Origin of the sequence: Burkholderia sp. ZZQ-2 (assembly GCF_050768715.1) — a bacterium.
GTDB lineage: Bacteria > Pseudomonadota > Gammaproteobacteria > Burkholderiales > Burkholderiaceae > Burkholderia > Burkholderia cepacia.
In genome coordinates this window covers 110,972-133,857 of sequence record NZ_LDVA01000348.1, presented here as the reverse complement: position 1 = coordinate 133,857, position 22,886 = coordinate 110,972, and the positions used below count along the sequence as shown (strand labels likewise).

Below are 22,886 nucleotides of genomic sequence, written 5' to 3'. Positions count from 1 at the left end.
CCGACGATCCCTTTCATGCTCGCCAACCTCGACCGGGAGATCGTTGGCGTGCCCGACGTCCAGATTCTCGAATGTAAGACAGCGGGAGAGTTCGGGGCCCGGCTCTGGCGGGAAGGCGTGCCCGAGTACGTACAAATTCAGGTTCAGCATCAGCTTGCAGTAACAGGCAAATCTGCTGCACACGTCGCCGTCCTGTTGTGCGGCCAGGCACTGGAAGTTCATCGGATCGAACGGGACGAGGCATTGATCAAGCGGCTGGTCGAACTCGAAGCCCGTTTCTGGCGTTTCGTGGAGAGCGATACGCCACCGCCCGCCGACGGATCGGAGTCGGCCGACCGCGCCCTACGCCATCTGTATCCCGGCAACGGCGAAACGATCGATTTCAGCGGTGATCGTCACCTGTCTTCCGTGTTTGCCGATCTGGTCGCCGTACGGACCGAGATCGAGACGCGCCAGCAGCTCGAGGCGCAGTTCAAGCAAGCAATCCAGGAAGCCATGGGTGATGCCACGCGCGCCCTGTTCGAAACCGGTTCGGTCTCGTTCAAGCGCAGCAAGGATTCGTCATCGATCGATCTGGAGCGGCTACTGGCCGATCACCCCTCGCTCGAACAGCAATACGCCATCTCGAAACTCGGTTCTCGGCGCTTCCTTATTTCCACCTGACCCGACCGGCCATGACAAATCTCGAATGTCTCACCGACATCATGACTTTTTCACGATATGGCGCGCTTGCCCAGCCGTTCGTCATGGACGCGCTCAGCAAGCATGCCGAGTGGGTTGCGACGGTGCCACTCGACCAGTTGCAAGCGCAATTCGGCGTTCACCCGATGATCAGCGTTCAAGCCTAGCAAGGCGTCCCGCGCGAGATCCACGACAAGCTCGAAGCACATTTCGCTCGGTAGCCAGTGCGGCAACTCGAAATCGCATCCCTCCACTTTACCTATTCAGCTTAGAGGCCATCATGCTCAAAGGTCTTGCTATCACACCGCCCGTTGTCGGGCGCATCTCCATCGGGCGAATTGTCGAGAAGAACGGCAAACGCCTGCCGGAGAAGGACGACCAGTTCACACTCACCACCCAGGTGCAGCAGCGCGGCGAATGGATGCTGCATCCGCTCAATGAAACGCTGCGCAAAGCAGCATCCGGCAAGCTCCGCGCGATTCCGGTCCGCATGCTCTTCAACGATCCGGATCTCAACTTGCGCGCCGACTACAGCCTGTTCGACCGGGACACCGGGCGGCCGGTGTGCGTCGGCGACGGAGAAACGTGTCGTCGCGCGGGTGACGCCGGCATCGAAAGCCTGCCCTGCCCGTCGCCGGACGGCTGCGCGTTCGCACGCCAGGGCGGTTGCAAGCCCTACGCGCGGCTGAATGTGATCGTTGGCGACGACGACGAGATGGGTTCGTTCATCTTCCGCACCACCTCGTACAACTCGATTCGCACCCTCGCCGCCCGACTGCACTACTTCCGCGCCGTATCCGGCAACCTGCTCGCCAGTCTGTCGCTGGAACTGCGACTGCGCGGGAAGTCAACGACGCAGAGCTATCGATCCGCGATCTACTACGTCGATCTGGGGGTGCGATCAGGCAGTACGCTCGAAGATGCTCTGATGCAAGCACGTGAACTCGATGCTCGTCGGCGAGCGGCAGGGTTCGATCAGGCAGCACTCGACGCGGCGGCGCGGCAGGGTTTCGCAAATGGCGCATTCGAAGACAGCCCGGACGAGCGCGCCGCCGTCGCCGAGGAGTTCTATCCCGAGTCGACGGGTCATGCGGATACCGGAAGCGGTGATGGTTCCGGTCAATCCGCAACGCTGCGCGACAAGCTCGAGCGCAAGGCCGTGCTGCTCGGTGGCAAGGCGGCGTGATGCGGTCATCTCGCTGGATCTTTGCTCTGGCGATGTCGGCCACGGCTACTGCGCTCAGCCTGTCCGTATTAGCTGGTTGGCAACGCGGTGGCACGTGGCCGGAACGGCTCATCTGGATCGCGATCGGCGTGGTGCTCGTCACAAGCGCGCACCTGCTGCCGGCGCTCATCCAAGGTAAGGCACTTGCCGTGCGAGCGATCGGCAGTCTGTTGTGGTTGGCATGCATGGCGACCGCTTGCTACGGTCACATCACCTTCTTTCTGCTTGCCCAGCAGCATGCAGGTGCCCGGCGGATGGCCACTGCAGTTGCTTTCCCGCCCGCGCCGCGCCGTAGCCTGACCGTCGTCATGGATGATCGAGCCGCGATCATGCAGCAGCTCGCGACGATCGACGCACGACGGTGTCGTCGTGACTGCGGGATGCAAGAGGCACGTCACGTGACGCTGGTCGCGAAACTTGACGCGCTGAACGCAGAAGCTGACGAGGTGCGACGCACCGAAGCCGAACGCAATCGAGTCGCCAGGCAGCGCGACGCATTACTCGCGGACCCGGTCACGTCGCGACTCGCTGCATTACTCGGCACGACTACTGCGCGAATCGATCTGCTGTCGGGATTGACGTTAGCCGCCGTGCTGGAAAGTGTCGCGTGTTTGCTGTGGGTCATCGCGCTCGGACGCTCTTCTACCGAGGAACCGGCCCGCGACGCGACTCCCATGCCAATCCTGACGGCCGCAGTCGCGACTACAACAGCACCGCCAGTAACGGCAGAAGTCACGATGGCGGCGACATGCGAGACCGTTAGTCGCAAAAACGACAATCTAGATATCCCATCGTCGGCCATGGCACAGACTAACGATGCGGTGACCCGACTCGCGCGAGACGTCGCAGCCGGTCTGGTCCGCCCCACTGTTGCCGACATCCGTCTCCACCTCGGCTGCTCGCAAGCCAAAGCTCTGGCACTTCGCCGGCGACTGGCCGAACTCAACCTGCCGGCATAAACCGGGCTTTCGCCCGGCTCTCTTTTCTCAATTCCCTCGGACGTCCTCGCATCCAGCCAAGCCTGGAGGCCGTTGCTCGTCCACTCACTAGAGATCACCATGAATTCGACATCCAACCACCTGCCTGGTCCGCGCTTCAAACTCGGCCGAATCCTTGCCACGCCTGCCGCGCTGAGCGTCGTTGCCAATGCGAACGTCTCGATCGTCCATCTGTTGATCCGACACGCATGCGGTGACTGGGGGGATTTGTCCGAGTCCGACCGGGAGCAAAACGAACTGGCGGTCGAAGCTGGATCACGGATCCTGTCCAGCTATGTCCTTGCTGACGGACAAACCATTTGGCTCATCACTGAATGGGATCGGTCCGTGACGACGCTTCTGCTGCCGGGAGACTACTGATGCTTCCCCCAAACGAAGCACTATCGAAGGAGCTCATCAACGAACGCAATCACTGAGCCTCTTTGACTTTTGCTCAATCGGTGAAATTTGAGCAGCAAGTCGGCCTCCGTATCGTCGGCGGCGTAGAAGTACGTCGCCGGCGTATGCAAAACAGCGGCCAATCGAACGACCAAATCTGGATCCGGTACGCGCTTACCCAACTCGTAGCGATTCATCCTCGTGCTCGCGGACATCGGGTCGAGCCCTGCTTCGATCCCGAGTTTCTCTTGAGACATCCCGGCACGCTGCCGGGCCTCTTTCAGCCGCTGGGCAAGTACGGACATTTTTACCTTCGAATCATGGAAAGCAAAAATCGTCTCGGTTTAGCCGCCATCAAATACTACCGATTTGGTAGTATTCTGCGTCTTCGCTGGATTGATTTCGGTTGAAGCCGTCAGCCATCAACCACGCGGAGGCCATCTGGACGGCAACTTTCGTTCCTGAAAGTGCCGCAATAACTACGACGTCATCCACGGGTAGGACGAAATCAGGCCTCGGATGACCAAAAATCAAAGGTGGAACAATGAAAGCCAAACAACATACGGGGCTCGGCAAACACATCCTGGGTCTGTCCATCGCGACCGCCCTTGCTGCCTGCGGCGGGGGCAGCGATTCCGGCCCCAGTCAGCCATCAACGGGCGGTGGAGGGACTCCGACATCGCCAGCACCAGCGGTCACCGGCAAAGCCATCGACGGGTACCTGATCGGCGCTACTGTCTGCCTGGACCTGAACAACAACGGGGTTTGTGATTCAGGAGAGCCGATGGCGGTCACGGACGGGACCGGCCAGTTCTCGATTCCATATAGCGGCGACGCAACCGGAACGACGCTCCTGGTCCAGGTCACGCCGACGACCAAGGATCAGTCTCGCCCGGCGGGATTCCAGTTCCCGGCCAGCTTCACGTTGTCGCAGGTCATCCAACCCACTACATCACAGGTCGTCAGTCCGCTCACGACGCTGGTCGGCGCCCAGATGCAGACCGGATTGAGCCGCTCGCAAGCCGTCGCTGCCGTGCGAAGCCTGCTTGGAAAGCAGGCTGATCCGAATGCCGACTACTTCGCGAACAACGACGCGACGACCCAAGCGCTCGCGGTACAGATCGTCGACAAGCTGGGCACGTTCGCAACGCACGGCGCCGTGGACACCACAACCGTCCGCAATGCCCTGAACGCCATGGTCGCCAAGGGCAGCGTGACGGCGATCACTCAGGACGATCTCGCCACCCAAGCGGCAAAACCGGTCTATCAGATCGCGGACGCCTCGCAGACCCTCGCCAATCCCACCTACAGCTTCGTGGATTACCTGATCTCGTTCTTCGGCGGATACAACCCGACGTCGAGCCCGTCCAATCAGGCGTTGGTCCGCGACGTTCGTCAAATCGTCAACGGGGCGCTGCAAACCGATCAACAGGAAAACCTGCCGGCGGGAACCGACACGTGGACCAATGTTGGTCTCGGTGTGTACAACAGTGGCAAATACGATGGGCTTGCCGGCGAGTACGTGCTAAAGGCAGACGGAACGTGGTCGAACCTCATCTCGGAAACCCAACGGCTCGCGCCGCTGCCGCTTTCGAGCATCGGCACGATCTTGTCGGGCACCGACCCGGCATCCGGCATCAGCTTCACGTATGAGGTCCGCGCCGTCGACCTGTCGAGGCAACCCTTGTCGCTTGCCGCTCCTGCCGTATCGGGCTTCTATGACTTCGCTCACGCATCGCAATTGACCAGCACCACGTTCCCGAGTGGCACGACTGCGTACCTCGGCATCCAGACCTATTCGGCCGACCGCATCGTACTGCCGGTATCCGTACCGATGTGCGACAACGCAGTTGTACAGAACGGTTTGGTCTGCGGCGGGGTTCCCGCCTACATGGACGGCAGCACGATCGTCATGACGGCCGGTAGTTCGAACACGACGTACACATCGATTCAGCAAGCGATCGGCGTGGAGCTTGCCGCGCTGAATGTCGGATTGGGTTCCATTCAGTTGTCTGCCGATCATCATGCAACGGTCGATGGCAAACCGAGCACCTGGTCGGTCTACGCCAACAATTCGAACGTGTTGGTGTTCGACTTCACGTCGACCGACCTCTCGGCACTGGCTGCTAACAACGGTCGCCTGCAACCGCTCGTTCGGGGCGCCAAGCTGATCATCGCGCTGCGCGCCAGCCGTTTGCAGGTGGGCTGGCTGTACCCGTCGACATACACCGAAACATCACTTCAATTCGCGAGCGGTCTGCCCGTTTCGCTCATGACAGCGCTCAACGCGGTGATCACCTCTCGATAACCGATCTTGACGTCTCACCGTTTTGGCCTGGGTTCTGGCATGTGCCGCCTCGGATAGCCAGAACTATTTCTGCCGACCGGTTCGCCGGTCGGTTTTTTTTGTTCCCCGCTGCCGCCCGTCACTTCACTCGTACAGACGCGCGTGACTGCTATCACACTTTACCCATGAAAATCTTCCACTTGAAATCACATCAAGCTATGCACATCGTTTCGGCTATCGCCATCACGCTGCTGGCCGGCTGCAAGGGTGATGTACTCGAATACCGCAACGTTCAAATCGTCAACGGCAAGGTCTACGCCGGCGACGCGAACACGCCTTTCTCAGGAAAGGTCACAAATGTACCCGTCTCCGACATTCTCAATAACCAGACAGGCTATCAACTAATGATGCAAAACAGCGCATTGGTCGTGCCCGAAGCCTATCGCGACGGCATCAGTTCGATGGCCATCCGTCAATTCCTCTGCGATACAAAGGTTACCGATGGCATACTCGATGGCGATGTCACCTGCAAGGCTCCGCAATCCGATACCGTTCGCATGAAAATGTCGTTCGGCAGCGCTGCACTAACCGGCTCAATGCAGATCTTCGATAACACGGGTGATCGTACCGTCCTCGACGTCAATTTCAGCAACGGCAAGCCGGACGGGACAGAGAAGGTCTATTACGCACAAACCAAACAGCTCATCGGGGAATTTCCTTGGAAGCACGGATGGCTCGACGGCACGGTCAAGACGTACGACGGCAAGACCGGAAACACGCTTCTGGAAGCACACTATGAAAACGGTGCGGCCAACGGGGAAATGATCCGCTATGCACCTGATGGCAAGCGCGTCATCTACCGCGCATCATTTGCCAACGACAAGCTCGACGGTGCCGAAGATCGTTTCGATCCCAACACGGGCGAACCCGTCAGCCACAACATTTGGGAATCCGGCATGCGAGTACCTACACCAGAAGAAGCTCAGGCCACGGCACAAACGCAGGCAACTCTCGAACGCAGCAAACTGGTAAAAGCTTGCATCCGGGAGCTTCGTAACGCCACGCCGCCGGATCCCATGGACGTCGACGGCAAACAGGAAGCAAAATGGTCAACACAATGCGAGCAACGCTTCCCACCTATCGGCGACAATGCAGCAGCATTCACGTCCCCCTCTTCATCGGCCCCTACCGAAGATCGAAACGCGTGGCCGACCGAAGACAATGCCTGTACGCAAAAATGGCAGAAGAATTTCGTAGCGAAAAATGGTCCCGATGCAATCATCCGGTACGACATGGCATGGGAATGGGTCGATAGCTGCCGACTTGGAAAGCAGCCGTCGTAGTACGTCGAATCCGGCGGACCAAAGTGGCGCGCCCTTCGGTCCGTTGTTTTTTGATACTCCACACTAAATTACCGACAATCCCCTCGCTCAGTCAAGCCACGACATATCCATGCCTTTGCAAAACCACACGCGGATTCACATCTTTTTTTCACGCAAAACCGCTATTCTTCTAGGAACATAACCGCAAGAGGGACATATGGCAACATATAAGGAACTGAAGGCACAGGCAGAAGCACTGGCAGAGAAAGCGGAAGCAGCACGCCTTACAGAATTTCAGGCCGTTCTCGACGACGTTCGCGCCAAGGTTGCCGAGTACGGCCTTACTGAGAAGGACATCTTTGGCAGACAGCGTGGTCGGTCGGGCAAAGCGCCCGTGGAAGCGAAGTATCGCGATCCGAAGACCGGCGCAACTTGGTCCGGCCGTGGTCGCGCGCCGGCGTGGATTAAGGATGCGAAGAATCGCAATCGATTTCTGATCGAAACATGATTCGTGCCAATGACAACTGAACTAACGATAGTATCGTGATGCCCTATGGACGGTGAATTTCGTAGGGCACGGTGCACGATATTAGATATGGCAATCACACGCCTCTATCATCATCGCCTCGACCCGAAACCGTCTACCTATTCTATCGACTGAATTTCCCCGACCAGCAATGATTTACTCCACCATCATCAGCATAATCCAATTCACCTCTCTTTTCTTAAAATATGAAATATAACGAGGTCGACTGATGGACGTGCCACCATCTCTTATTGATCTCGCGTCGCGGCACTTGTTGATTTCGACAATAATCGGCCAAAGATTTTTGATTACTACTGCGAGTTGTTGAGGCTAACCCAATCCGGCGGCCATTGAACCCGCGGCGAAGGCAGCCACTGAGCAGCGATTCAGTGCATAGTTGACGGCTTTAGCGATATCGCCATTTTGCGACACCATAGTCAATTTCGACCGCACTTAGATCTCGAACGCGTCGAGTACTCGCATAGTGAACCACTGGAGGCCTGCCTCCTCCACAATGGTACATTGAAGCGGATTGTCAATACCCGTATAGGTAGATCAAACCGCCGAGCGGGGAACATGCCCCGTCCAGCGCTTGAATGCACGCCTGAAACTGCCCGCGTCGGCAAAGCCCACAGCTTGCGCTACTGCGGCCACGCTCATATTCGTGCGGTGTAATAGATCCAGTGCGCGTTCGCACCGAATTTGGCCGGACAAGTCGCGGTAGGACACGCCTAATTCGACGAGCCGTCTGCGTGTTGCCGTTTCATCGTCGTGCGTCCGTTCCGTGAACTATCTTCTACAACGGCCTCGGATACGTCGCCGATGACCACCGAGCCGGATAAATCAGTGTTTCCCTAGATTTCGATTGCTCGCTAGTAAATACTGGACAAGCCAGTTTGCACATCAAGTGCGATGGTCATTTTCCGGAGTTGTTGATGGACCTAACTGAGCTTAAACCGTACACTTTGCCTGTTGGCCCGATTCCCGCCGGTTGGTTGGAAACCGAGGGGCGAGCATGTGCTCGCCCCTCACAAAAAGGTCACCAAGGCGTTTGCAAAAAGTTGGCAGATCACCCGTGTATCTCAACTAATATGGATCGGCACAATCCACGCCGTTCAGGCTCGAAGTTAGCAAACCAAGAAGTGCACGAAAATCGCGAGCCCCTGCTTCGGCCGCCCCGCGAAGCAACGGGACGGTCGGTGGCATCGCCCTTCTATCAGAAGTTATGCCGAATACCTGCGCGAACAGCCACTTGGTTGCTCGTCGAAGAAGGCGTCAGGAATGTCAACGCAGCGACCGCGGCTTTCCCAGTCGAATCTATACCCGTCGCGCGCTCCCACGAAGTCGTCGCGTAGAGCAGCGTTCGCTTGGAAAGGTTGTACAAGGCACCCACGTTGAGCTGCAGGTACTTCGCAGATTCGGCCTTGGTATAGTCGTAGGACGCTCCCAGCATGAAGGCGGGCGTTAGATTGTAGGTAGCGAGGGCTTCGAAATTGTTGAACGTCGCGGTTCCGGAGAATGGCGTCGAAGAGGTACGCACCACGTCTTCAAACCGAGTATTCGTATATGTGAACCCGACCAGTGCTCGCCCCATTCGATAGTTGACGCCGGCACCGGCGACCTGCAAAGCACGCGCTGACGTGTATCCGCTGAATATCGGATTGGTGATTGGATTGGCAAAGACACCTCCCGCGACCGGAGCCGCGGATGCGTCATAGATAGAGGTGACCGGATTGTCTATTCGAGAGAAGACAGCCGCTGCACTGAGCGCGTCGTCAGAGTAACTCAGACTGACGGACTCCTTCTTCCCGTTGGAGAAATCACCGGCGACGCCCCCGAAACTGAACAAAGCAGAAACTTTGAAGCCTGCAAAGTTCGGCGAGACATACTTCACCGAATTGCTCAGCGAATAATCACCCCATACGTTATCGACATCCGCGGCATGCGCCGCAAGGATGCCGCCAAAGCGACTCGACGCTGACAAGCCGATCAATGAATCGAGGACCAAGTCATACTGACGTCCCATCGTCATTGTGCCGAATGGTGAACCTACCCCCACGTATGCCTGTCGGCCAAACAGGCGGCCACCGTTGTTCAGCGTTCCTTTGTTGATGTCGAAGCCATTCTCCAGGCGTGCAAGCGCACTATAGCCTCCGCCGAGATCTTCTTTTATCAGGAAGCCAAATTTGCTGCTTCCAAGAGCACCATTCGACGCCTGAATATTGCTATGCCCACCCTGATTGTTGGTGTAGGTCACGCCGTCGTCCACCGTCCCATACAGCGTAACCACGCTCTGCGCATGGGCCCCTGCTGCAGCCGACACGAACACCGCTGCAAGACATGCCTTTTTCATTGATGCTCCTAACCTATGATGTGGATTCTCGTTGGCGTCGCCTCGATCGTGCCCAAGTGGACGCCGATGAAGCGAAGCGATTTATTGGCCCGATAGACTTAGTTATACGAAATATTGGATCGATTTCCTCACTTCGAAATCGATGTAACGACCGCCTTCCTTGGCGTCTCGCGCCATCTATGGTTTAAACGCTATCGAGCTTTGAACTGTCCACAGACGCAGCCGCCTCTTGCTGCCCATCTCTTGCCAGAAGGAACGTCGGTACGCAAATTCCTGACACGAGGTGCATTACTCGCTCGTCGACGTGAGCGTAGGCATCCCGGTGATGCAGAAAATTTAGCGAGCCAATCACTCGGCCCGTGGCAAAAATGGGAAGATTGAGCACGGAATGCAGGCCGCGCTTGATCAGCAGTTCCGCTTCGGAAAACACGGAGCGAATATCGGCCTCATTGTTGCCGACGTACGGCAGCCCTTGGTCCAACACTCGTGCCGACCAGGGTCCCTTTCCCGTGGCCTTGAATCCGCCTAGCGGGCTCACCGTTTCGTCCGTCGAGAAGATGCGGCGCATCAGGCGCTGCTCCGGAAAGTAAACCAACCCGGTCAGCAGGCTGTAGCCGAAGACGGATTCGGCCAGACGTGAAATCACGGTCCACTGCGCCTCAACGTCTTCGGCAAGACCCACCGCATGCGCGGCTCGTCCGAGATGATCCAATGTATACCCGTGCTTCATTCGTTGATGCCCTCCAGGGTGAGGCCTTGCGTGCTTTTGCCGAAGAACAGAATGCCCAATCCGCCGACGAAGAGCACCCCCGTGATCAACGCGAACACCCCCCCAAAGCCCAGCACCGGATAGGCAGCGCCGACGATCGTAGGCGAAGCAATCGAACCGATACGGGCCAACGCCGAAGCAGTGCCCATCCCAGTAGCACGGATAGATGTAGGGTAAATCTCTGCCGTGTAGGTGTACTGGCCGGCGATCACACCGTTCATGCCAAAAGACAGCAGCATGCTATAGAGGACAATCTCTGTATCGCCGGCTGCGAATGGCAGGCCCAGCGCCGCCAGACAAGCGACAAGCATGTAGACCAGGATGGTGTATTTGCGACCGATCTTGTCGTTCAGATAGGCTGCGGAGTAATAGCCGGGGATCTGTGCCAGATAGATCAAGATGGTGAACGAAAAGCTCCTGGTAACGGTGAACCCTTTGGCTACCAGAAGACTCGGGATCCAAACCAGGAATGCGTAGTAGCAAAAGATGACGGCGATCCAAAGCGCCCAGACCACAATCGTGGTGGTGAGGTACTGCGGCTTGAACAGCACAGCCAGCCGGCCAAAGAAATTGGCATGCCCGGCAGCACCCGACGGCGCTGTGCGGTGGGGGTTCTTTTGGGGTACCGGCAAGGGCTGGCCCGTGGCGCGCGTCACTTGAGTTTCGATTGCATCGCACACGCGCGCTGCCTCGCCATGGCGGCCCATCTCTTCAAGCCAGCGCGGGGACTCGAACAGTGCACGCCGCATCCACAGCAAGAACACCACCGGTAGCGCCGCAATGATCATCAGATAACGCCAGCCGTTGGGACCTGTCGGCACGACGAGATAGCCCAGAATTGCGGAGAGGACGAAGCCGAACGAGAAGAACCCAGCCAGGGCACCCGTGAAGCGGCCGCGGTAGCGGCTGCTGACGAACTCCGCCAGATACGGTGCGATAATCGCACCCTCGGCCCCCATTCCTATACCGGCGATCATGCGCAGGATGTAGAACTCGTGGAAATTTGTCGCGAACGCGTTAGCGAAGGTGCCAACGCAAAACAACACCAGCGACCACATCATCACCCCTTTGCGGCCGAAGCGGTCACCGAGCAACCCCGACAATAACGCCCCCACCAGGAAGCCGACATAGGTACTGCTGGCGATCCAGCCAGTCTGGCCGCCCGTGAGATCCCATTTGGCGCGCAGGGATGGCAAGATGAACGCGATGATGCCTGCGTCCAGCGCTTCAAAGGCCAACCCCAAGCCGCCGATAATAAGAAGCTTCAGATGAAAGCGGCTGAACGGCAAACGCTCCAGGCGTTCCGATACGGTATAAGACATAGATTGTTCTCAAGGACGAAGGGAGGATGCCGATCAGAGGCAGTTCTTGTGGATTACGCCGTCCTGCATGACGAGCTTGATGGCGGTGTCATGCTGGGTCAGCAATGCGATGTCATCGAGCGGGTTGCCGTCGATCAGCAGTAGATCGGCATAAGCCCGCTCCGCGACCTCACCCAGCAGGCCCGTGTGATTCAGAATCTCGGCGCCAATCAAGGTCGCCTGCTGAATCGTCTTGGCGTTGCCCAGGACCTTGGCACGCAGGAGTAGTTCTTCGGACTGCATGTAGTGGGTTTCGCCCAGCAGGTCGGAGCCGTAACCCATCTTCACGCCTGCCGTATCCAGCACCTTCAATGCTTCCAAGCCATTGGTGCGTACCCCGGCAATCTTGCGCGTTGACTCCAGCGGCAAGCCGTACTTGTGCCCTTCATTGGCCAATCCCTCGTACGTGATGAGCGTGGGCACCATGTAGACGCCCTTCTCTTTCATCAACTGGGCTGTCGGCTCATCTACCAAGTTGCCGTGCTCGATAGTGCGCACGCCACACTGGACGGCTCGTGTAATGGCCTTGGGTGTATAAGCGTGCGCCATGACATACGTGTTGGCGTTACCCGCCTCTTCCACGATGGCGCGAAGCTCCGCCTCGGAAAAACCCATGTTGTTGATCGGATCATTGGGCGACGCTACCCCACCAGAGGCCATCACCTTGATCTGCGACGCGCCTTTCAGGATTTCCTCGCGGACCGCCAGGCGGCATGCATCGACGCCATCGACCACGCGTGCAATGTTGCCAATCTTGTACGCGCACGCGCAGGGATCTTCGAGGATGTCATTGCGGGCGCGAAAATCGCCATGTCCGCCAGTCTGGGACAACGCCTTTCCGGCGCAGAAGAGGCGTGGCCCAACGATCTGTCTGGTTTTCACGGCCTCAGCGAGCGCCCAGTCGGCACCGCCGGCGTCGCGCACTGCGGTAAAACCGCGATCCAGCATACCCTTCATGATCGGCAGTGATCGAAGCAACGCCAGCGCGTTAGGCATGCGAGCGACCGCTCCCAAGTTGAAAGAGGAAGCCATCACATGCACGTGACAGTCGATCAGTCCAGGCATCAGGGTCATGCCCTTGGCGTTGATTTCCACCGCGCCTTCGAAGAGGAGATCTGCATCACTAATTTTCTCGATGATGCCATCCCGAATCAGGACGGCATGGGTAGAATGCAGCTCAAGGTTTCTCGTATCGAGAACCCTGGAATTTCGGATGAGGATTGGTTGCATATCTCCTGACGCGCGGGCAGCGCGTTTGTCTTTGTCATAACGCACCAGAGAGTAGCGACGGCAAAAACGTGCGTCTGCAAGTTTCTCCGTCAGATCTCCGCCAAATAGTTCTACCTCCATGAGTAGTACTCATACACGCTATGCGCAGACGTTGCCCCACAATCTCGGAGCTGAATTCCTTCATCGTTTCGGCACGGCACCTGTCGTTTTCGATGGCAGCAAAGCAGCTGTTCGTGACGCAGAGTGCAATCAGCAGACATATCGCTGAGCTCGAGGATTACCTCGGACATCCGCTTTTCATTCGATCCCGAAACGGCCTGGCGCTCACCCATATCGGTGAGAACTACCTCAAGCAGGTACGGCCCGCTCTACAGGCGTTGGAAGGCGCCACTACACAGGTGATGTCCACCGCCAGGCATACCCATTTGTTGAATTTGTCTGTCGCGCCCACTTTCGCGGCTAACTGGCTGCTCTCCAGGCTTGAAGCGTTCGGATCGCTCAACCCTGACATCACGATCAACTTCGTGCGCTACACCATCGACAACATGGAGGCCGCGCCTGACCACGACGCGTCGATTCAATACGGCTACAGTGACTGGTCGATTGCCGAGGCTACGTATCTGATCGGCAAGGAAACGAGCGTGGTCTGTTCTCCGGCGTATCGAGACCGGCATGCCATCCAACACGTCAACGACCTGAAAAACTGCACGCTGCTGCAGCACAACGAGATCCCGTCGGCTTGGGAAGACTGGTTTATTGCCTATACGGACGAGCACAAGAGCGCCCGTATCGGCCCTGGTTTCAATCTCTTCACCCTGATCATCCAGGCAGCCATTTCAGGGTTCGGTGTCGCGCTGGTTCCCTCGTGCCTCGTGAGCGAGGCATTGGCGAGCGGGCAGTTGATCGAGCCGTTCGGTCAGCGCTTTGAGAGCCCACTTGGGTACTACCTCTGCGCGCCTAACTGGCGCAGCAACATGAAGACCTATCAGCGATTCGGCGAGTGGCTGCACCACGAGTGCCGTCACATCGATCAATCCCGGCGAACATTCACTGAAGACGAAAAATCGGAAATGCGGCAATGTCGGTACTGTCAGCAGCGGCAACGCGAAAGCTCGTAGCCCCCGGCTCGTATTGATGCATCACTGCCCTTGTCATCCGCGCTGCCGGGCAGTGCTGGTCACCAGATGTTTATTACACGGACAAACGTCACATCTGACGACCGACATTTCCTACGATATTTTCATCGGCTTCTCCTACTGCAACTCGGAAGAATTCGCTCAAGCCATGTGCCAGAGTGTGTGGATTTCTGGAGAAACATATGGCTCTCTTCGGTGTCGTGATCACCATACTGATGTGGAGTACCTTGGCCGCGAGCGTCGCATCGCTTCACGACATCCCGACGCTGCTCGTAAATGGAATCGCGCTGACGATTGGTGGCCTCATTGGTCTGCCGTGGGCCCGACAATGGCGGATGCCATTCAGCTTGGCGCTGCTTGGGACGGCTTCGATGTTTGGTTACCACGCACTCTATTTCTACGCCCTGCAGATCGGTGAGCCGGTCGGCGTGAGTCTGATTCACTATCTCTGGCCACTGCTCATCGTTCTGTTCACCCCAGCAACACGACGGGCGAACACGTCGCCAATGCGACACCTTCTAGGGATACTTATCGGATTTGGCGGAGCTGCACTTGCTTGCCTCGCCAGCGTGCATCACCCCGCTAGCTCAACTTCAGCATTGGGACTCGCACCGCTAACCATTGCATATGCGCTGGCCCTGCTATCTGCCTTTGCCTGGGCTGGCTATTCACTGCTCGGCCCCCGATACGAATCGGTTTCGAGCCATTCCGTCGGCTTGTTCTGCCTTGTTGCCGGTCTCGCCAGCCTTGCCCTTTTCTCTGTACGGGGTCAATGGCCGAGTCTTTCACTGCAACAGACGGCTTCACTGGCTTACTTGGGCATCGGGCCGATGGGCACCGCGTTCTATCTGTGGGACTACGGGATGAAGCGTTGCGATCCCGGCAAAGTCGCGATGCTCAGCTACTTGACTCCCGTTCTATCGACCATTGTCCTGTGCGCCCAACAGGGACAGCCGGTCACCGCGCTAACGTGGACGGGGGCTGCGCTAGTCACCATTTCCATTGCTATGACCGGCCGGGCCAAATCACGACCCGCGGCAACGGCACAAAGAGTAACCACCGAGTAGGCAGCGTCGGAGATTGTCGTAGCGGTTGTCGTGATGATCCGTCTCGTCGTTCACGCTCGAGCGCGTGTACACACCGCCTCAGCATAACGTTATAACCGGAAGACCGTGGTCGCATCTTCCAGCGGCCACGCTTTCACATCGAGAAAGGTTCGTCGCTGGAATATCCGGGAGCAAGCTAACGCTGCAGCACGCTCCACTCAACCGGAAAGGCTGACTCTATTTCCTCGGCCTCATCTAGCGCGAAGTCGCGAGCGATGAAGACCACCGCATTCTCGAATGCATCTGTCGAAGAAAGTTGGCGTGGCGCCGCGAAGGTCGTGCCGACGCTCTGCAACAGAACCTGATGTGACGGCGTGCCTCCGGGGACGATAGCCTTCATTCTCAATAGCCGATTCCCCATTGTTCCTGCGACGTTCTCGAGCCAGTCAAGCACATCATGCCAGTCTGGCCATGACGCGATCCGGGCGCGATATACCCGAACACGAGGATGCAGAAGCGCACGCGGTCTTGGCGCACTCTCGTCTATGAGAAGTGGCTCGGTCCCCGTCAGATCGTCCAGATGCCGGAACGACTCGTTCGCACGGGCCGAGAAAGAAAGCTCGTTGACGATTCGGGCAAGAGGATTCAGGACTCTTGCCGTATCCGCGGCAAGTAACCGAAGGTGGTGATCAACCAAGTCCGTCTTGGTCAGTACGATAGTGTGTGCTGCGCCAATCTGTGCGATTGCGTCGTTGGCATCATCGGACTCAGCAGGTGGACGTGTGCAATCGTAGGTCGCGACGATATGGACGCGTAGGCTCAACGCCGCCAGTTGACTGAGGGCGAGAACGACTTGTCCGGGTTTCGACAAGCCGCTGCATTCAAGCACTATGCGTTCAAATGGCGGAAGCGACGCCAGCTTTCGAGTAGAGACCAAATCGTCGATCGTCGTTACGAGGTCGTTGCTCAAAGAGCAACAAACACACCCGTTACTCAGTGTCGCCAGCGTTGCGCCACGTGCCGATTGCGACAGTATCGCTCCGTCGATGTTAACCGCGCCGACTTCGTTGACGATCACCGCCGTTGCGACGTCGACAGTTTCGCTAGCAAGCAGAGCCTCGATCAGCGACGTCTTGCCACTACCAAGCATGCCGGCCAGAATCACCAATTGAGTCGGCGCACTCATCGCATTCACTCTTCCTGGGCTGTGAATGGCCCCTCGCCGGACGGCCAGGTTTCGGAAACCATCGCTCGGACATCCGAGAGCAGTTCGGCAACATCGAACACCATGCCACCCTTGATCGTGTACCGCAGCGCTCGCTGTTGCTCCAGCTCGCGACGTTCATCGTTCAGCCTCAGTGCACCGGTCCCGTATAGCAGTTTGAAGTCCGACAGCGGGTTCTGGTCATGCACAAGCAAGTCCGCACGCCGTCCGACCTCCAGCGTGCCAGTGTCATCATCGATGCCGAGCAGTTCCGCACCGTGCAAGGTTGCGGAACGCAGCACTTCCAGGGGTGAAAATCCCGCCTCCTGCAGCAACTCGAGTTCACGAACGAAGCCGAATCCGTAGATCTGGAACATGAAGCCCGAATCGCTACCGACGCATACACGACCACCGAGGTTCTTGTAATCGTTCAGGAACGCCATCCAGATACGGAAGCTCTCGCGCCATTCAATCTCGTTCTTGACCGACCATCGATAGAAGTACGCCCCGTGCCCGCCGCGCTGCGGTTGGAAATACTTCCACGTCGTGCTATCCGTGTATGCATCGTGCCATTCAGCTCGTCGCGCACGCATGAGGTCCCGATTGGTGTCATAGACGTTCATCGTCGGCACGAACGTATGACCAACCTCCAGAAATGCCGCGAGAACTTCGTTCCATTTCTGGCTGCCGGGACGAGCGGCTTGCAGGAACGTCTGACCTGCGGTTGCGAATCGGAGATATTCGTCGTTGTAGTTGTACTCGTCACCGAAACCTTGCAGTGTTCGGCCATCGAATAACGCCTCGGGAAGACCGTATGAATGCTCGGTGCTGGTCAACCCCCATCTAGCCGTTCTCAGGGCATTCATCCGCCCCACCGACAGTTGCGCATGGTGGCAGCAGGTTCGCAGCCCGAGCTTCACGCATTCGTCGAGCGCGGCCTGCATGATCGCAGGCGGTGCTCCGAAAAACTTCACCCCCTCAGCCCCCTTGTCCCGTACTTTTCGCAGCCAATCCCGCCCCTCGTCCGGGCGATAGATGGTCTTCAGATAGTCGTTGACAGCCGGGAAATAGACGTACGGATGCAAGCGCGGAGCGGCAATTCGATGCGCCTCTGCCGCGTCTCTTTGCTCGCGCGTCCACGCAAGCCCGTTCATGCAGCCCGCTTCGCGTACGGAGGTGACGCCGTGTGCCAACCACAACTTGTAGATGTAGTCGGCCGGCATCATCTGACCGTTCTCCGCGTGAAACGGAGTTCCGATGTGCGCGTGGCTGTCGACAAAACCTGGCGTGATGAATTTGCCGGTACAGTCGATCTCCGACTCGCAGGCTGCAGGTCGTCGCGCGTCGTTGATCGGCAGACCCGGCACACCTACGGCGACAATTGCTGCAATCCGATCGCCTTCGATAACAATGTCAGCGGGTCCCCACGGGGGTGCGCCGGTTCCGTCAATGACGGTTGCACCACGTAAGACGAGCCGTGCAAACGGCCCGTCGCCGCGGTCCCGTGTCGTTGACGGTTGCAGTTGCCCGAGCCCTTTTCGGCCAAAGCCTGCCACCATCTCCTCACCCACCTCGATGTGGGTACTGGAGGAATCCGTCATGTTGGCTCCCAGTCTCGTATTAGGCACGGCACGGCGCGGCACGCGCGACACGGCGAATCTCCACACGAAACGTGACGTCAGAACACCTTCGTGCCCGGTGCAACATCCCGCTCGGTCGTCAGATAAATGACTGCGCCCTCAGTCTGCTCAACGCCGAGCATCAGTACTTCCGATTTAAAGCCGGCGATTCGACGCGTACCGAGATTGACCGCACAGACGACCGATTTCCCGACGAGTTGCTCCGGCTGATACAGCGCCGTGTACTGAGCACTCGTCGTACGCTCGCCCAGTTCACCGAGATCGATCCAGATCTTGTACGCCGGCTTCTTCGCCTCTTCATTGATTTCGACCCGAACGACCTTGCCGACACGCATGTCGACCTGGTTGAACGCATCATATGCAGAAATTTCACTCATCATTTTTCTCGCTTCGTTTCAGTTACACAAGCGCTCGAAGCAATCGTTACCGACCTCACATAGCGCGCCGCATCTCCCATATCGCCCCAAGCAACGCTGGTCGCCGGTCTGTCCGGGTATGTCTCTCCCGCATCGTTGATCCAGACGTGCTGATATCCCAGTCTGCACGCCAAGCGGTGTGCAGCACCGTCATCGTCGGTCCAAATCCATGCGGATTGCCCCCTTCGGTTGGATGAGGTCATTTCGAGCAACTCGTCAGATTCCGTAAATCTCAACACGGGTAGAAGAGGCCCGGCATGTGCGTCTTCGACTGCCCGCATGCCTGGCCGCACGCGATCGAGGACGGTGGGAGCAAAATAGAGGCCGCCCAGACGCTTACCGCCAGCAACGACAATTGCGCCGTCCGCCACGGAGTCCTCGATCTGCTCCTCGATAATCGTAAGCGTCAGGCTATCGATCAGAGGGCCAATCTTGGTCCGCTCGTCCAACGGATCCCCGCATTGCAGTTCGGACGCACGTGCCGCGATGGCACTCACGAACTGCCTCGCGATGCGTTCGTCGACGTAAATGCGGTTCGCGCTCGTACAGTCCTGGCCAGAATTGCGCATGAACGTGACTTCGATGAGCGCGTCGGCAGCACGCTCAACGTCCGCATCGGCCAACACGATGAATGGCATCTGCCCGTCTACTTCCAGAGATGTGTCTCGACGGACATCCGCACACATACGCGCCAGATGCAGACCGACATCCCGGCTACCGGTAAACGAGACCATCGCAACGCGCGTATCAGCCAGACACACGTCGGTGGCCGCTAACGGATCGTCTGTCGTCAACACCTGCAGGCTTCCGTCAGGACCACCCGCATCGCTCCACAAGCTCGCAATCGTCAATGCGCTCAGCGGCGTACGTGACGACGGCTTCAGAATCACGGGACACCCGGCAACGAGCGCCGGCACGACTCTTCGCACGACGGTCAGCACCGGCTGACACCAGTTGGTAATTGCAACGACCGGGCCGATAGCTCGCAACTGCCGCTTCAGTTGCCATTCGTCGCGATGCTCGATGACTGCCGATACCTTCGACTGGCTGCTCGCCGCCGCGTAACTTTCGATCACGCTAATCGCCGCGCGAACTTCGCGTCGAGCTTCACTGATTGGCTTACCGGTCTCGAGCGTCACGGTGGTCGCGACGCGATCAGCCTCGTGACTCAACTTTGCGGCCCAGGTTCTGAGCAACGCGGTCTTCGTTTTCGAGTCGACATCACGCAAGGCATTTTCGACACTGCGCGCCGCCTCTAGCGCGAGGAGTACGTGCTGTCGTCGACATGCCGATACTTGCGCGATGACATGCCCATTGGCGGGGTTCGTGACCTGAAAAGTCGCGGAATCCTGGTCCAGCACACCCGCGAGACGTGCCTGCCATCTGGGGATCACCCCACGGGTGTGCATTTCACGCATGGTTCAGGCAGAACGCTTCGCTGCAGCGACAGCACGCCCGAACATAGCCAGCGCGTCAGCCACATCTTGAGTCGATGTCGTGAGAGGCGCAAGGAAGCGAACCACGTTGCGCTCGACGCCGCACTTGATGATCAGCAGGCCTTCCTCGCGCGCCGCATCGAGAACACGCTGCGTGAGAGCGGCTTCCGGTGCCTTCGTCCGACGGTCGGTCACGAACTCGACCGCCACCATCGCGCCGGTTTGACGCACCTCGCCCATTTCTTCGTGAACCTCGGAGAATTCCAGAAGTCCTTCACGCAGTTGTGCGCCGATCTCCCGGCTGCGCTCCAGCAAGTTTTCACGCTCGAACACGTCCAGTACTGCATTCGCAGCTGCACAACCAAGCGGATTGCCACCATACGTGCCACCGAGGCCACCGGGCGACGGAGCATCGACGATTTCTGCACGGCCGACGACCCCCGAGATCGGCAGACCGCCCGCAAGGCTCTTTGCAACCGTAACGAGGTCCGGCTGGATGCCGGAATGCTGGAAGCCGAACATCTGGCCCGTACGACCGAAGCCGGTTTGAATCTCGTCCGCAATCAGCACGATTCCGTGCTTTTGCGTCAGCGCACGCAGTGCCTGCATGAACTCGGGCGGCGCTGCGAGGAAGCCGCCATCACCCTGCACAGGCTCGAGAATGATTGCAGCGACGCGATCCGCTGCAATTTGCGTTGCGAAGATCTGCTCGAGTGCGGCCAGCGCGTCGTCCGACGACACACCGTGATACGCGTTGGGATACGGTGCGTGGTAAACATCCGGCGCAAACGGGCCGAAATTCTGCTTGTACGGTGCGCTCATACCGGTCAGCGTCATACCCATCAGCGTTCGGCCGTGGAAGCCTCCACGGAACGCAATGACGCCGGGTCGGTTCGTGTACCCGCGAGCGATCTTGATAGCGTTCTCGACAGCTTCGGCACCCGTCGTGAAGAACGCAGCCTTGTAGCCCTGGCCCGGAGCAACAAGCTCGGACAGGCGCGCTGCGAGACGAACGTACGGCTCGTAGCCGGCCACCTGGAAACACACGTGCGAAAACGACTCCAGTTGCTGCTGGACCGCGGCAACTACAGCCGGATGATTGTGGCCGACGTTCAGCACGCCGATGCCACCGACGAAATCCAGGTATTTCCGGCCTTCCTCGTCCCACAGGTAAGCGCCAGCCGCACGCCGGGCAAAAATGGGATGCGCGGTTGCCACGCCGCGTGCCACGTACGATTGGCGCATCGCGGCCAGTTCGCTGGTCGCATTCAGTTCTCGACTGCTCATGAGCTTCACCTCCTTGGAATGCGCTCATGGTAGGAAGCCAGAACCCGGACGAATACCTACCAAAAGTAGGAAAATCATCATCCCGCTTCCGTTTTATCGAGCCTTATCCTATCTTTTATACGAATATAGCCTTCAGACTTCCTCTCTCCTGTGGGTAGTTATGCGATTTGTGGCTAAGTTCAATGACTGTGAACGGGCACGAAACCGCGACCCGCGCCCCGGCTTTATGCCGTCGCCATTAATGCGAATCAGGAGTAGTGGAGATGAATACCGTGCAGCTGTCCGCGGTCTACGAAGAGGACCGATCGGCGCGGCGACGCGCCATCGTTGCAACCGTACTTGGCAACGGATTCGAGTGGTTCGATTTCATGGTGTATGGCTTCTTTGCAATTACCATCGCGAAGCTGTTCTTTCCGACCGGAAACGACCTGACGTCGTTGATGCTCTCGGTCGCGACTTTCGGTGTCGGGTTTCTCGTCCGACCATTGGGCGGCATCCTGCTCGGGATCTACGCCGATCGCGCCGGACGCAAGGCAGCACTTTCGCTGACGATTCTGCTGATGTGTGCCGGCACGGCGCTGATTGGTCTTGCGCCGACGTACTCGCAGATCGGTATCGCGGCCCCCTGCCTCATCGTGCTCGCACGGCTGCTGCAGGGGTTCTCCGCCGGCGGCGAGATGGGGACTGCAACCGCCTTTCTCACCGAGCATGCACCGCCCGGAAAGAAGGCGTACTACTCGAGCTGGATTCAGACGAGCATCGGCTTCGCCGTCCTGCTTGGCGCTTGCTTCGGCACGGGGCTCACACTCGGCCTGTCGTCGGCGGACGTCGAAAGCTGGGGATGGCGCATTCCGTTTCTGTCGGGTCTCTTGATCGGGCCGATCGGCTTCTTCGTCCGGCGGAATCTCGAAGAAACGCCGGTGTTCCTGAACGCGACCGACAAATCGAAGACGCCTCTTTCAGACGTACTGCGGGACTATCCGTGGCAAGCATTTGCCAGCTTTGCAATGGTCGTCCTCTGGACCGTCTGCATCTACGTCATCTTGTTCTACATGCCGACTTTCTCGGTCAAGGTACTGAAGCTGCCGTCATCCGCGTCGTTCATCGCCGCGATGGTGGGCGGCGGAGTCATCACCGTGTGCTCGCCCATCACCGGTTGGTGGTCGGACCTTATCGGAAGAAAGTGGCTGCTCGGTGGGGCGTCTGCTGCCATGCTTGCACTCGCATGGCCGATGTTTGCGATGATCGTGACAGCGCCGTCGCTTGGCACTTTGTGCGTGTTCCAAGCCGTCTTCGGCGTGCTGATCGCGATCTATACCGGCCCGATTCTCGCCGCGCTTGCCGAAACGTTCCCGACCAAGGTTCTGTCGACCGGCCTGTCCATCGCGTACAACCTTGCGGTGATGACGTTCGGCGGATTCGCATCGCTGATCCTGACCTGGTTGATCAGCAAGACGGGAACCGCAATGGCACCCGCGTTCTACGTGATGTTCGCGGCGGGCTTCAGTTTGCTCGGCGTGATCTTTGGCTACCGACAGCCACGCACCACCTGACATCATTCGAAATCGCGGCGCCCCGCCGCGGTACAGCC

The 22,886-nt window shown here is 58.4% G+C and carries 21 protein-coding genes and 1 pseudogene; 11 read left to right on the top strand and 11 right to left on the bottom strand.

Annotation, left to right across the window (positions count from 1 at the left end; translation table 11 throughout):
• The 5 genes from ABY44_RS34075 to ABY44_RS34055 all read left to right on the top strand — a co-directional run.
• Positions 1–663, top strand: a 663-nt coding sequence (locus tag ABY44_RS34075; protein WP_431642886.1) for a YqaJ viral recombinase family protein, incomplete at its 5' end; no start/stop codon positions are given.
• 11 nt (positions 664–674) lie between these two features.
• Entirely contained in the window at positions 675–848 is a 174-nt protein-coding gene (locus tag ABY44_RS34070; protein WP_185723438.1) for a hypothetical protein, read from the top strand.
• A gap of 113 nt (positions 849–961) precedes the next feature.
• Entirely contained in the window at positions 962–1,867 is a 906-nt protein-coding gene (locus ABY44_RS34065; RefSeq protein WP_125331783.1) for a phage capsid protein, read from the top strand.
• Positions 1,867–2,865 (top strand): hypothetical protein, encoded by a 999-nt coding sequence (locus ABY44_RS34060; RefSeq protein ID WP_125331781.1) that lies wholly within the window; start codon positions 1,867–1,869, stop codon positions 2,863–2,865. Before ABY44_RS34065 ends, ABY44_RS34060 begins: the two co-directional genes overlap by 1 nt.
• 99 nt (positions 2,866–2,964) lie before the next feature.
• Positions 2,965–3,264: a hypothetical protein gene (locus tag ABY44_RS34055; RefSeq protein ID WP_060061950.1), complete on the top strand. Its 300-nt coding sequence runs from the start codon at positions 2,965–2,967 to the stop codon at positions 3,262–3,264.
• A 20-nt stretch (positions 3,265–3,284) separates the two neighbouring features.
• Here the strand turns inward: ABY44_RS34055 and ABY44_RS34050 are convergent, their stop codons facing one another.
• A complete protein-coding gene (locus ABY44_RS34050; protein WP_265334231.1) occupies positions 3,285–3,539 on the bottom strand; it encodes a helix-turn-helix domain-containing protein in 255 nt (84 codons plus the stop codon).
• Between the two features lie 287 nt (positions 3,540–3,826).
• Here ABY44_RS34050 and ABY44_RS34045 point away from each other — a divergent pair, with 287 nt between their 5' ends.
• The 3 genes from ABY44_RS34045 (at position 3,827) to ABY44_RS34035 (ending at position 7,399) form a co-directional block, all read left to right on the top strand.
• On the top strand, positions 3,827–5,590 hold the full coding sequence (locus ABY44_RS34045; RefSeq protein ID WP_431643395.1) for a hypothetical protein: 1,764 nt from the start codon (positions 3,827–3,829) through the stop codon (positions 5,588–5,590).
• A gap of 164 nt (positions 5,591–5,754) precedes the next feature.
• The gene (locus ABY44_RS34040; RefSeq protein ID WP_125331777.1) at positions 5,755–6,912 is read left to right on the top strand and encodes a toxin-antitoxin system YwqK family antitoxin; all 1,158 of its coding nucleotides are present in this window, start codon (positions 5,755–5,757) and stop codon (positions 6,910–6,912) included.
• 196 nt (positions 6,913–7,108) lie between these two features.
• The gene (locus tag ABY44_RS34035) at positions 7,109–7,399 is read left to right on the top strand and encodes an H-NS family nucleoid-associated regulatory protein (RefSeq protein ID WP_060061521.1); all 291 of its coding nucleotides are present in this window, start codon (positions 7,109–7,111) and stop codon (positions 7,397–7,399) included.
• 573 nt (positions 7,400–7,972) lie between these two features.
• Here ABY44_RS34035 and ABY44_RS34030 read toward each other — a convergent pair.
• The 5 genes and pseudogenes from ABY44_RS34030 to ABY44_RS34010 form a co-directional block, all read right to left on the bottom strand.
• Positions 7,973–8,161, bottom strand: a pseudogene (locus ABY44_RS34030) (helix-turn-helix domain-containing protein); the annotation flags it as partial.
• A 472-nt stretch (positions 8,162–8,633) separates the two neighbouring features.
• Positions 8,634–9,770 (bottom strand): porin, encoded by a 1,137-nt coding sequence (locus tag ABY44_RS34025; protein WP_124675973.1) that lies wholly within the window; start codon positions 9,768–9,770, stop codon positions 8,634–8,636.
• 184 nt (positions 9,771–9,954) lie between these two features.
• Positions 9,955–10,500 carry a GAF domain-containing protein gene (locus ABY44_RS34020; protein WP_124675972.1) on the bottom strand — a complete coding sequence of 182 codons (546 nt, stop codon included), beginning with the start codon at positions 10,498–10,500 and terminating at the stop codon, positions 9,955–9,957.
• Positions 10,497–11,861 (bottom strand): MFS transporter, encoded by a 1,365-nt coding sequence (locus ABY44_RS34015; RefSeq protein WP_047902712.1) that lies wholly within the window; start codon positions 11,859–11,861, stop codon positions 10,497–10,499. Before ABY44_RS34015 ends, ABY44_RS34020 begins: the two co-directional genes overlap by 4 nt.
• A gap of 33 nt (positions 11,862–11,894) precedes the next feature.
• Complete coding sequence (locus ABY44_RS34010) at positions 11,895–13,130, bottom strand: metal-dependent hydrolase family protein (RefSeq protein WP_125332646.1); 1,236 nt, start codon at positions 13,128–13,130, stop codon at positions 11,895–11,897.
• 140 nt (positions 13,131–13,270) lie between these two features.
• Here ABY44_RS34010 and ABY44_RS34005 point away from each other — a divergent pair, with 140 nt between their 5' ends.
• Positions 13,271–14,248: a LysR substrate-binding domain-containing protein gene (locus ABY44_RS34005; RefSeq protein ID WP_431643392.1), complete on the top strand. Its 978-nt coding sequence runs from the start codon at positions 13,271–13,273 to the stop codon at positions 14,246–14,248.
• A 200-nt stretch (positions 14,249–14,448) separates the two neighbouring features.
• Positions 14,449–15,333, top strand: a complete 885-nt coding sequence (locus tag ABY44_RS34000) for a DMT family transporter (protein WP_125331773.1) — start codon at positions 14,449–14,451, stop codon at positions 15,331–15,333.
• 175 nt (positions 15,334–15,508) lie between these two features.
• Here ABY44_RS34000 and ABY44_RS33995 read toward each other — a convergent pair whose 3' ends face one another.
• From ABY44_RS33995 to gabT, 5 genes are all read right to left on the bottom strand, one after another.
• A complete protein-coding gene (locus ABY44_RS33995; protein WP_125331771.1) occupies positions 15,509–16,498 on the bottom strand; it encodes a CobW family GTP-binding protein in 990 nt (329 codons plus the stop codon).
• A 5-nt stretch (positions 16,499–16,503) separates the two neighbouring features.
• Complete coding sequence (locus ABY44_RS33990; protein WP_047902709.1) at positions 16,504–18,117, bottom strand: amidohydrolase family protein; 1,614 nt, start codon at positions 18,115–18,117, stop codon at positions 16,504–16,506.
• Between the two features lie 77 nt (positions 18,118–18,194).
• Positions 18,195–18,533, bottom strand: coding sequence for a tRNA-binding protein (locus ABY44_RS33985; RefSeq protein ID WP_196798910.1), 339 nt, complete (start codon positions 18,531–18,533; stop codon positions 18,195–18,197).
• A complete protein-coding gene (locus ABY44_RS33980; RefSeq protein ID WP_125331769.1) occupies positions 18,533–19,990 on the bottom strand; it encodes an aldehyde dehydrogenase family protein in 1,458 nt (485 codons plus the stop codon). The genes ABY44_RS33985 and ABY44_RS33980 overlap by 1 nt, the downstream gene beginning before the upstream one ends.
• A gap of 3 nt (positions 19,991–19,993) precedes the next feature.
• Positions 19,994–21,295, bottom strand: a complete 1,302-nt coding sequence (gabT, locus tag ABY44_RS33975) for a 4-aminobutyrate--2-oxoglutarate transaminase (protein ID WP_125331768.1) — start codon at positions 21,293–21,295, stop codon at positions 19,994–19,996.
• Between the two features lie 263 nt (positions 21,296–21,558).
• On the opposite strand from gabT, the gene ABY44_RS33970 reads away from it, so the two are divergent.
• A complete protein-coding gene (locus ABY44_RS33970; protein ID WP_125331767.1) occupies positions 21,559–22,848 on the top strand; it encodes an MFS transporter in 1,290 nt (429 codons plus the stop codon).
• Positions 22,849–22,886: the final 38 nt, after the last annotated feature.

Coding starts and splice junctions, on each gene's coding strand:
- ABY44_RS34070 (WP_185723438.1), top strand. CDS start 675: ATGACAAATCTCGAATGTCTCACCGACATCATGACTTTTTCACGATAT.
- ABY44_RS34065 (WP_125331783.1), top strand. CDS start 962: ATGCTCAAAGGTCTTGCTATCACACCGCCCGTTGTCGGGCGCATCTCC.
- ABY44_RS34060 (WP_125331781.1), top strand. CDS start 1,867: ATGCGGTCATCTCGCTGGATCTTTGCTCTGGCGATGTCGGCCACGGCT.
- ABY44_RS34055 (WP_060061950.1), top strand. CDS start 2,965: ATGAATTCGACATCCAACCACCTGCCTGGTCCGCGCTTCAAACTCGGC.
- ABY44_RS34050 (WP_265334231.1), bottom strand. CDS start 3,539: ATGTCTCAAGAGAAACTCGGGATCGAAGCAGGGCTCGACCCGATGTCC.
- ABY44_RS34045 (WP_431643395.1), top strand. CDS start 3,827: ATGAAAGCCAAACAACATACGGGGCTCGGCAAACACATCCTGGGTCTG.
- ABY44_RS34040 (WP_125331777.1), top strand. CDS start 5,755: ATGAAAATCTTCCACTTGAAATCACATCAAGCTATGCACATCGTTTCG.
- ABY44_RS34035 (WP_060061521.1), top strand. CDS start 7,109: ATGGCAACATATAAGGAACTGAAGGCACAGGCAGAAGCACTGGCAGAG.
- ABY44_RS34025 (WP_124675973.1), bottom strand. CDS start 9,770: ATGAAAAAGGCATGTCTTGCAGCGGTGTTCGTGTCGGCTGCAGCAGGG.
- ABY44_RS34020 (WP_124675972.1), bottom strand. CDS start 10,500: ATGAAGCACGGGTATACATTGGATCATCTCGGACGAGCCGCGCATGCG.
- ABY44_RS34015 (WP_047902712.1), bottom strand. CDS start 11,861: ATGTCTTATACCGTATCGGAACGCCTGGAGCGTTTGCCGTTCAGCCGC.
- ABY44_RS34010 (WP_125332646.1), bottom strand. CDS start 13,130: ATGCAACCAATCCTCATCCGAAATTCCAGGGTTCTCGATACGAGAAAC.
- ABY44_RS34005 (WP_431643392.1), top strand. CDS start 13,271: ATGCGCAGACGTTGCCCCACAATCTCGGAGCTGAATTCCTTCATCGTT.
- ABY44_RS34000 (WP_125331773.1), top strand. CDS start 14,449: ATGGCTCTCTTCGGTGTCGTGATCACCATACTGATGTGGAGTACCTTG.
- ABY44_RS33995 (WP_125331771.1), bottom strand. CDS start 16,498: ATGAGTGCGCCGACTCAATTGGTGATTCTGGCCGGCATGCTTGGTAGT.
- ABY44_RS33990 (WP_047902709.1), bottom strand. CDS start 18,117: ATGACGGATTCCTCCAGTACCCACATCGAGGTGGGTGAGGAGATGGTG.
- ABY44_RS33985 (WP_196798910.1), bottom strand. CDS start 18,533: ATGAGTGAAATTTCTGCATATGATGCGTTCAACCAGGTCGACATGCGT.
- ABY44_RS33980 (WP_125331769.1), bottom strand. CDS start 19,990: ATGCGTGAAATGCACACCCGTGGGGTGATCCCCAGATGGCAGGCACGT.
- gabT (WP_125331768.1), bottom strand. CDS start 21,295: ATGAGCAGTCGAGAACTGAATGCGACCAGCGAACTGGCCGCGATGCGC.
- ABY44_RS33970 (WP_125331767.1), top strand. CDS start 21,559: ATGAATACCGTGCAGCTGTCCGCGGTCTACGAAGAGGACCGATCGGCG.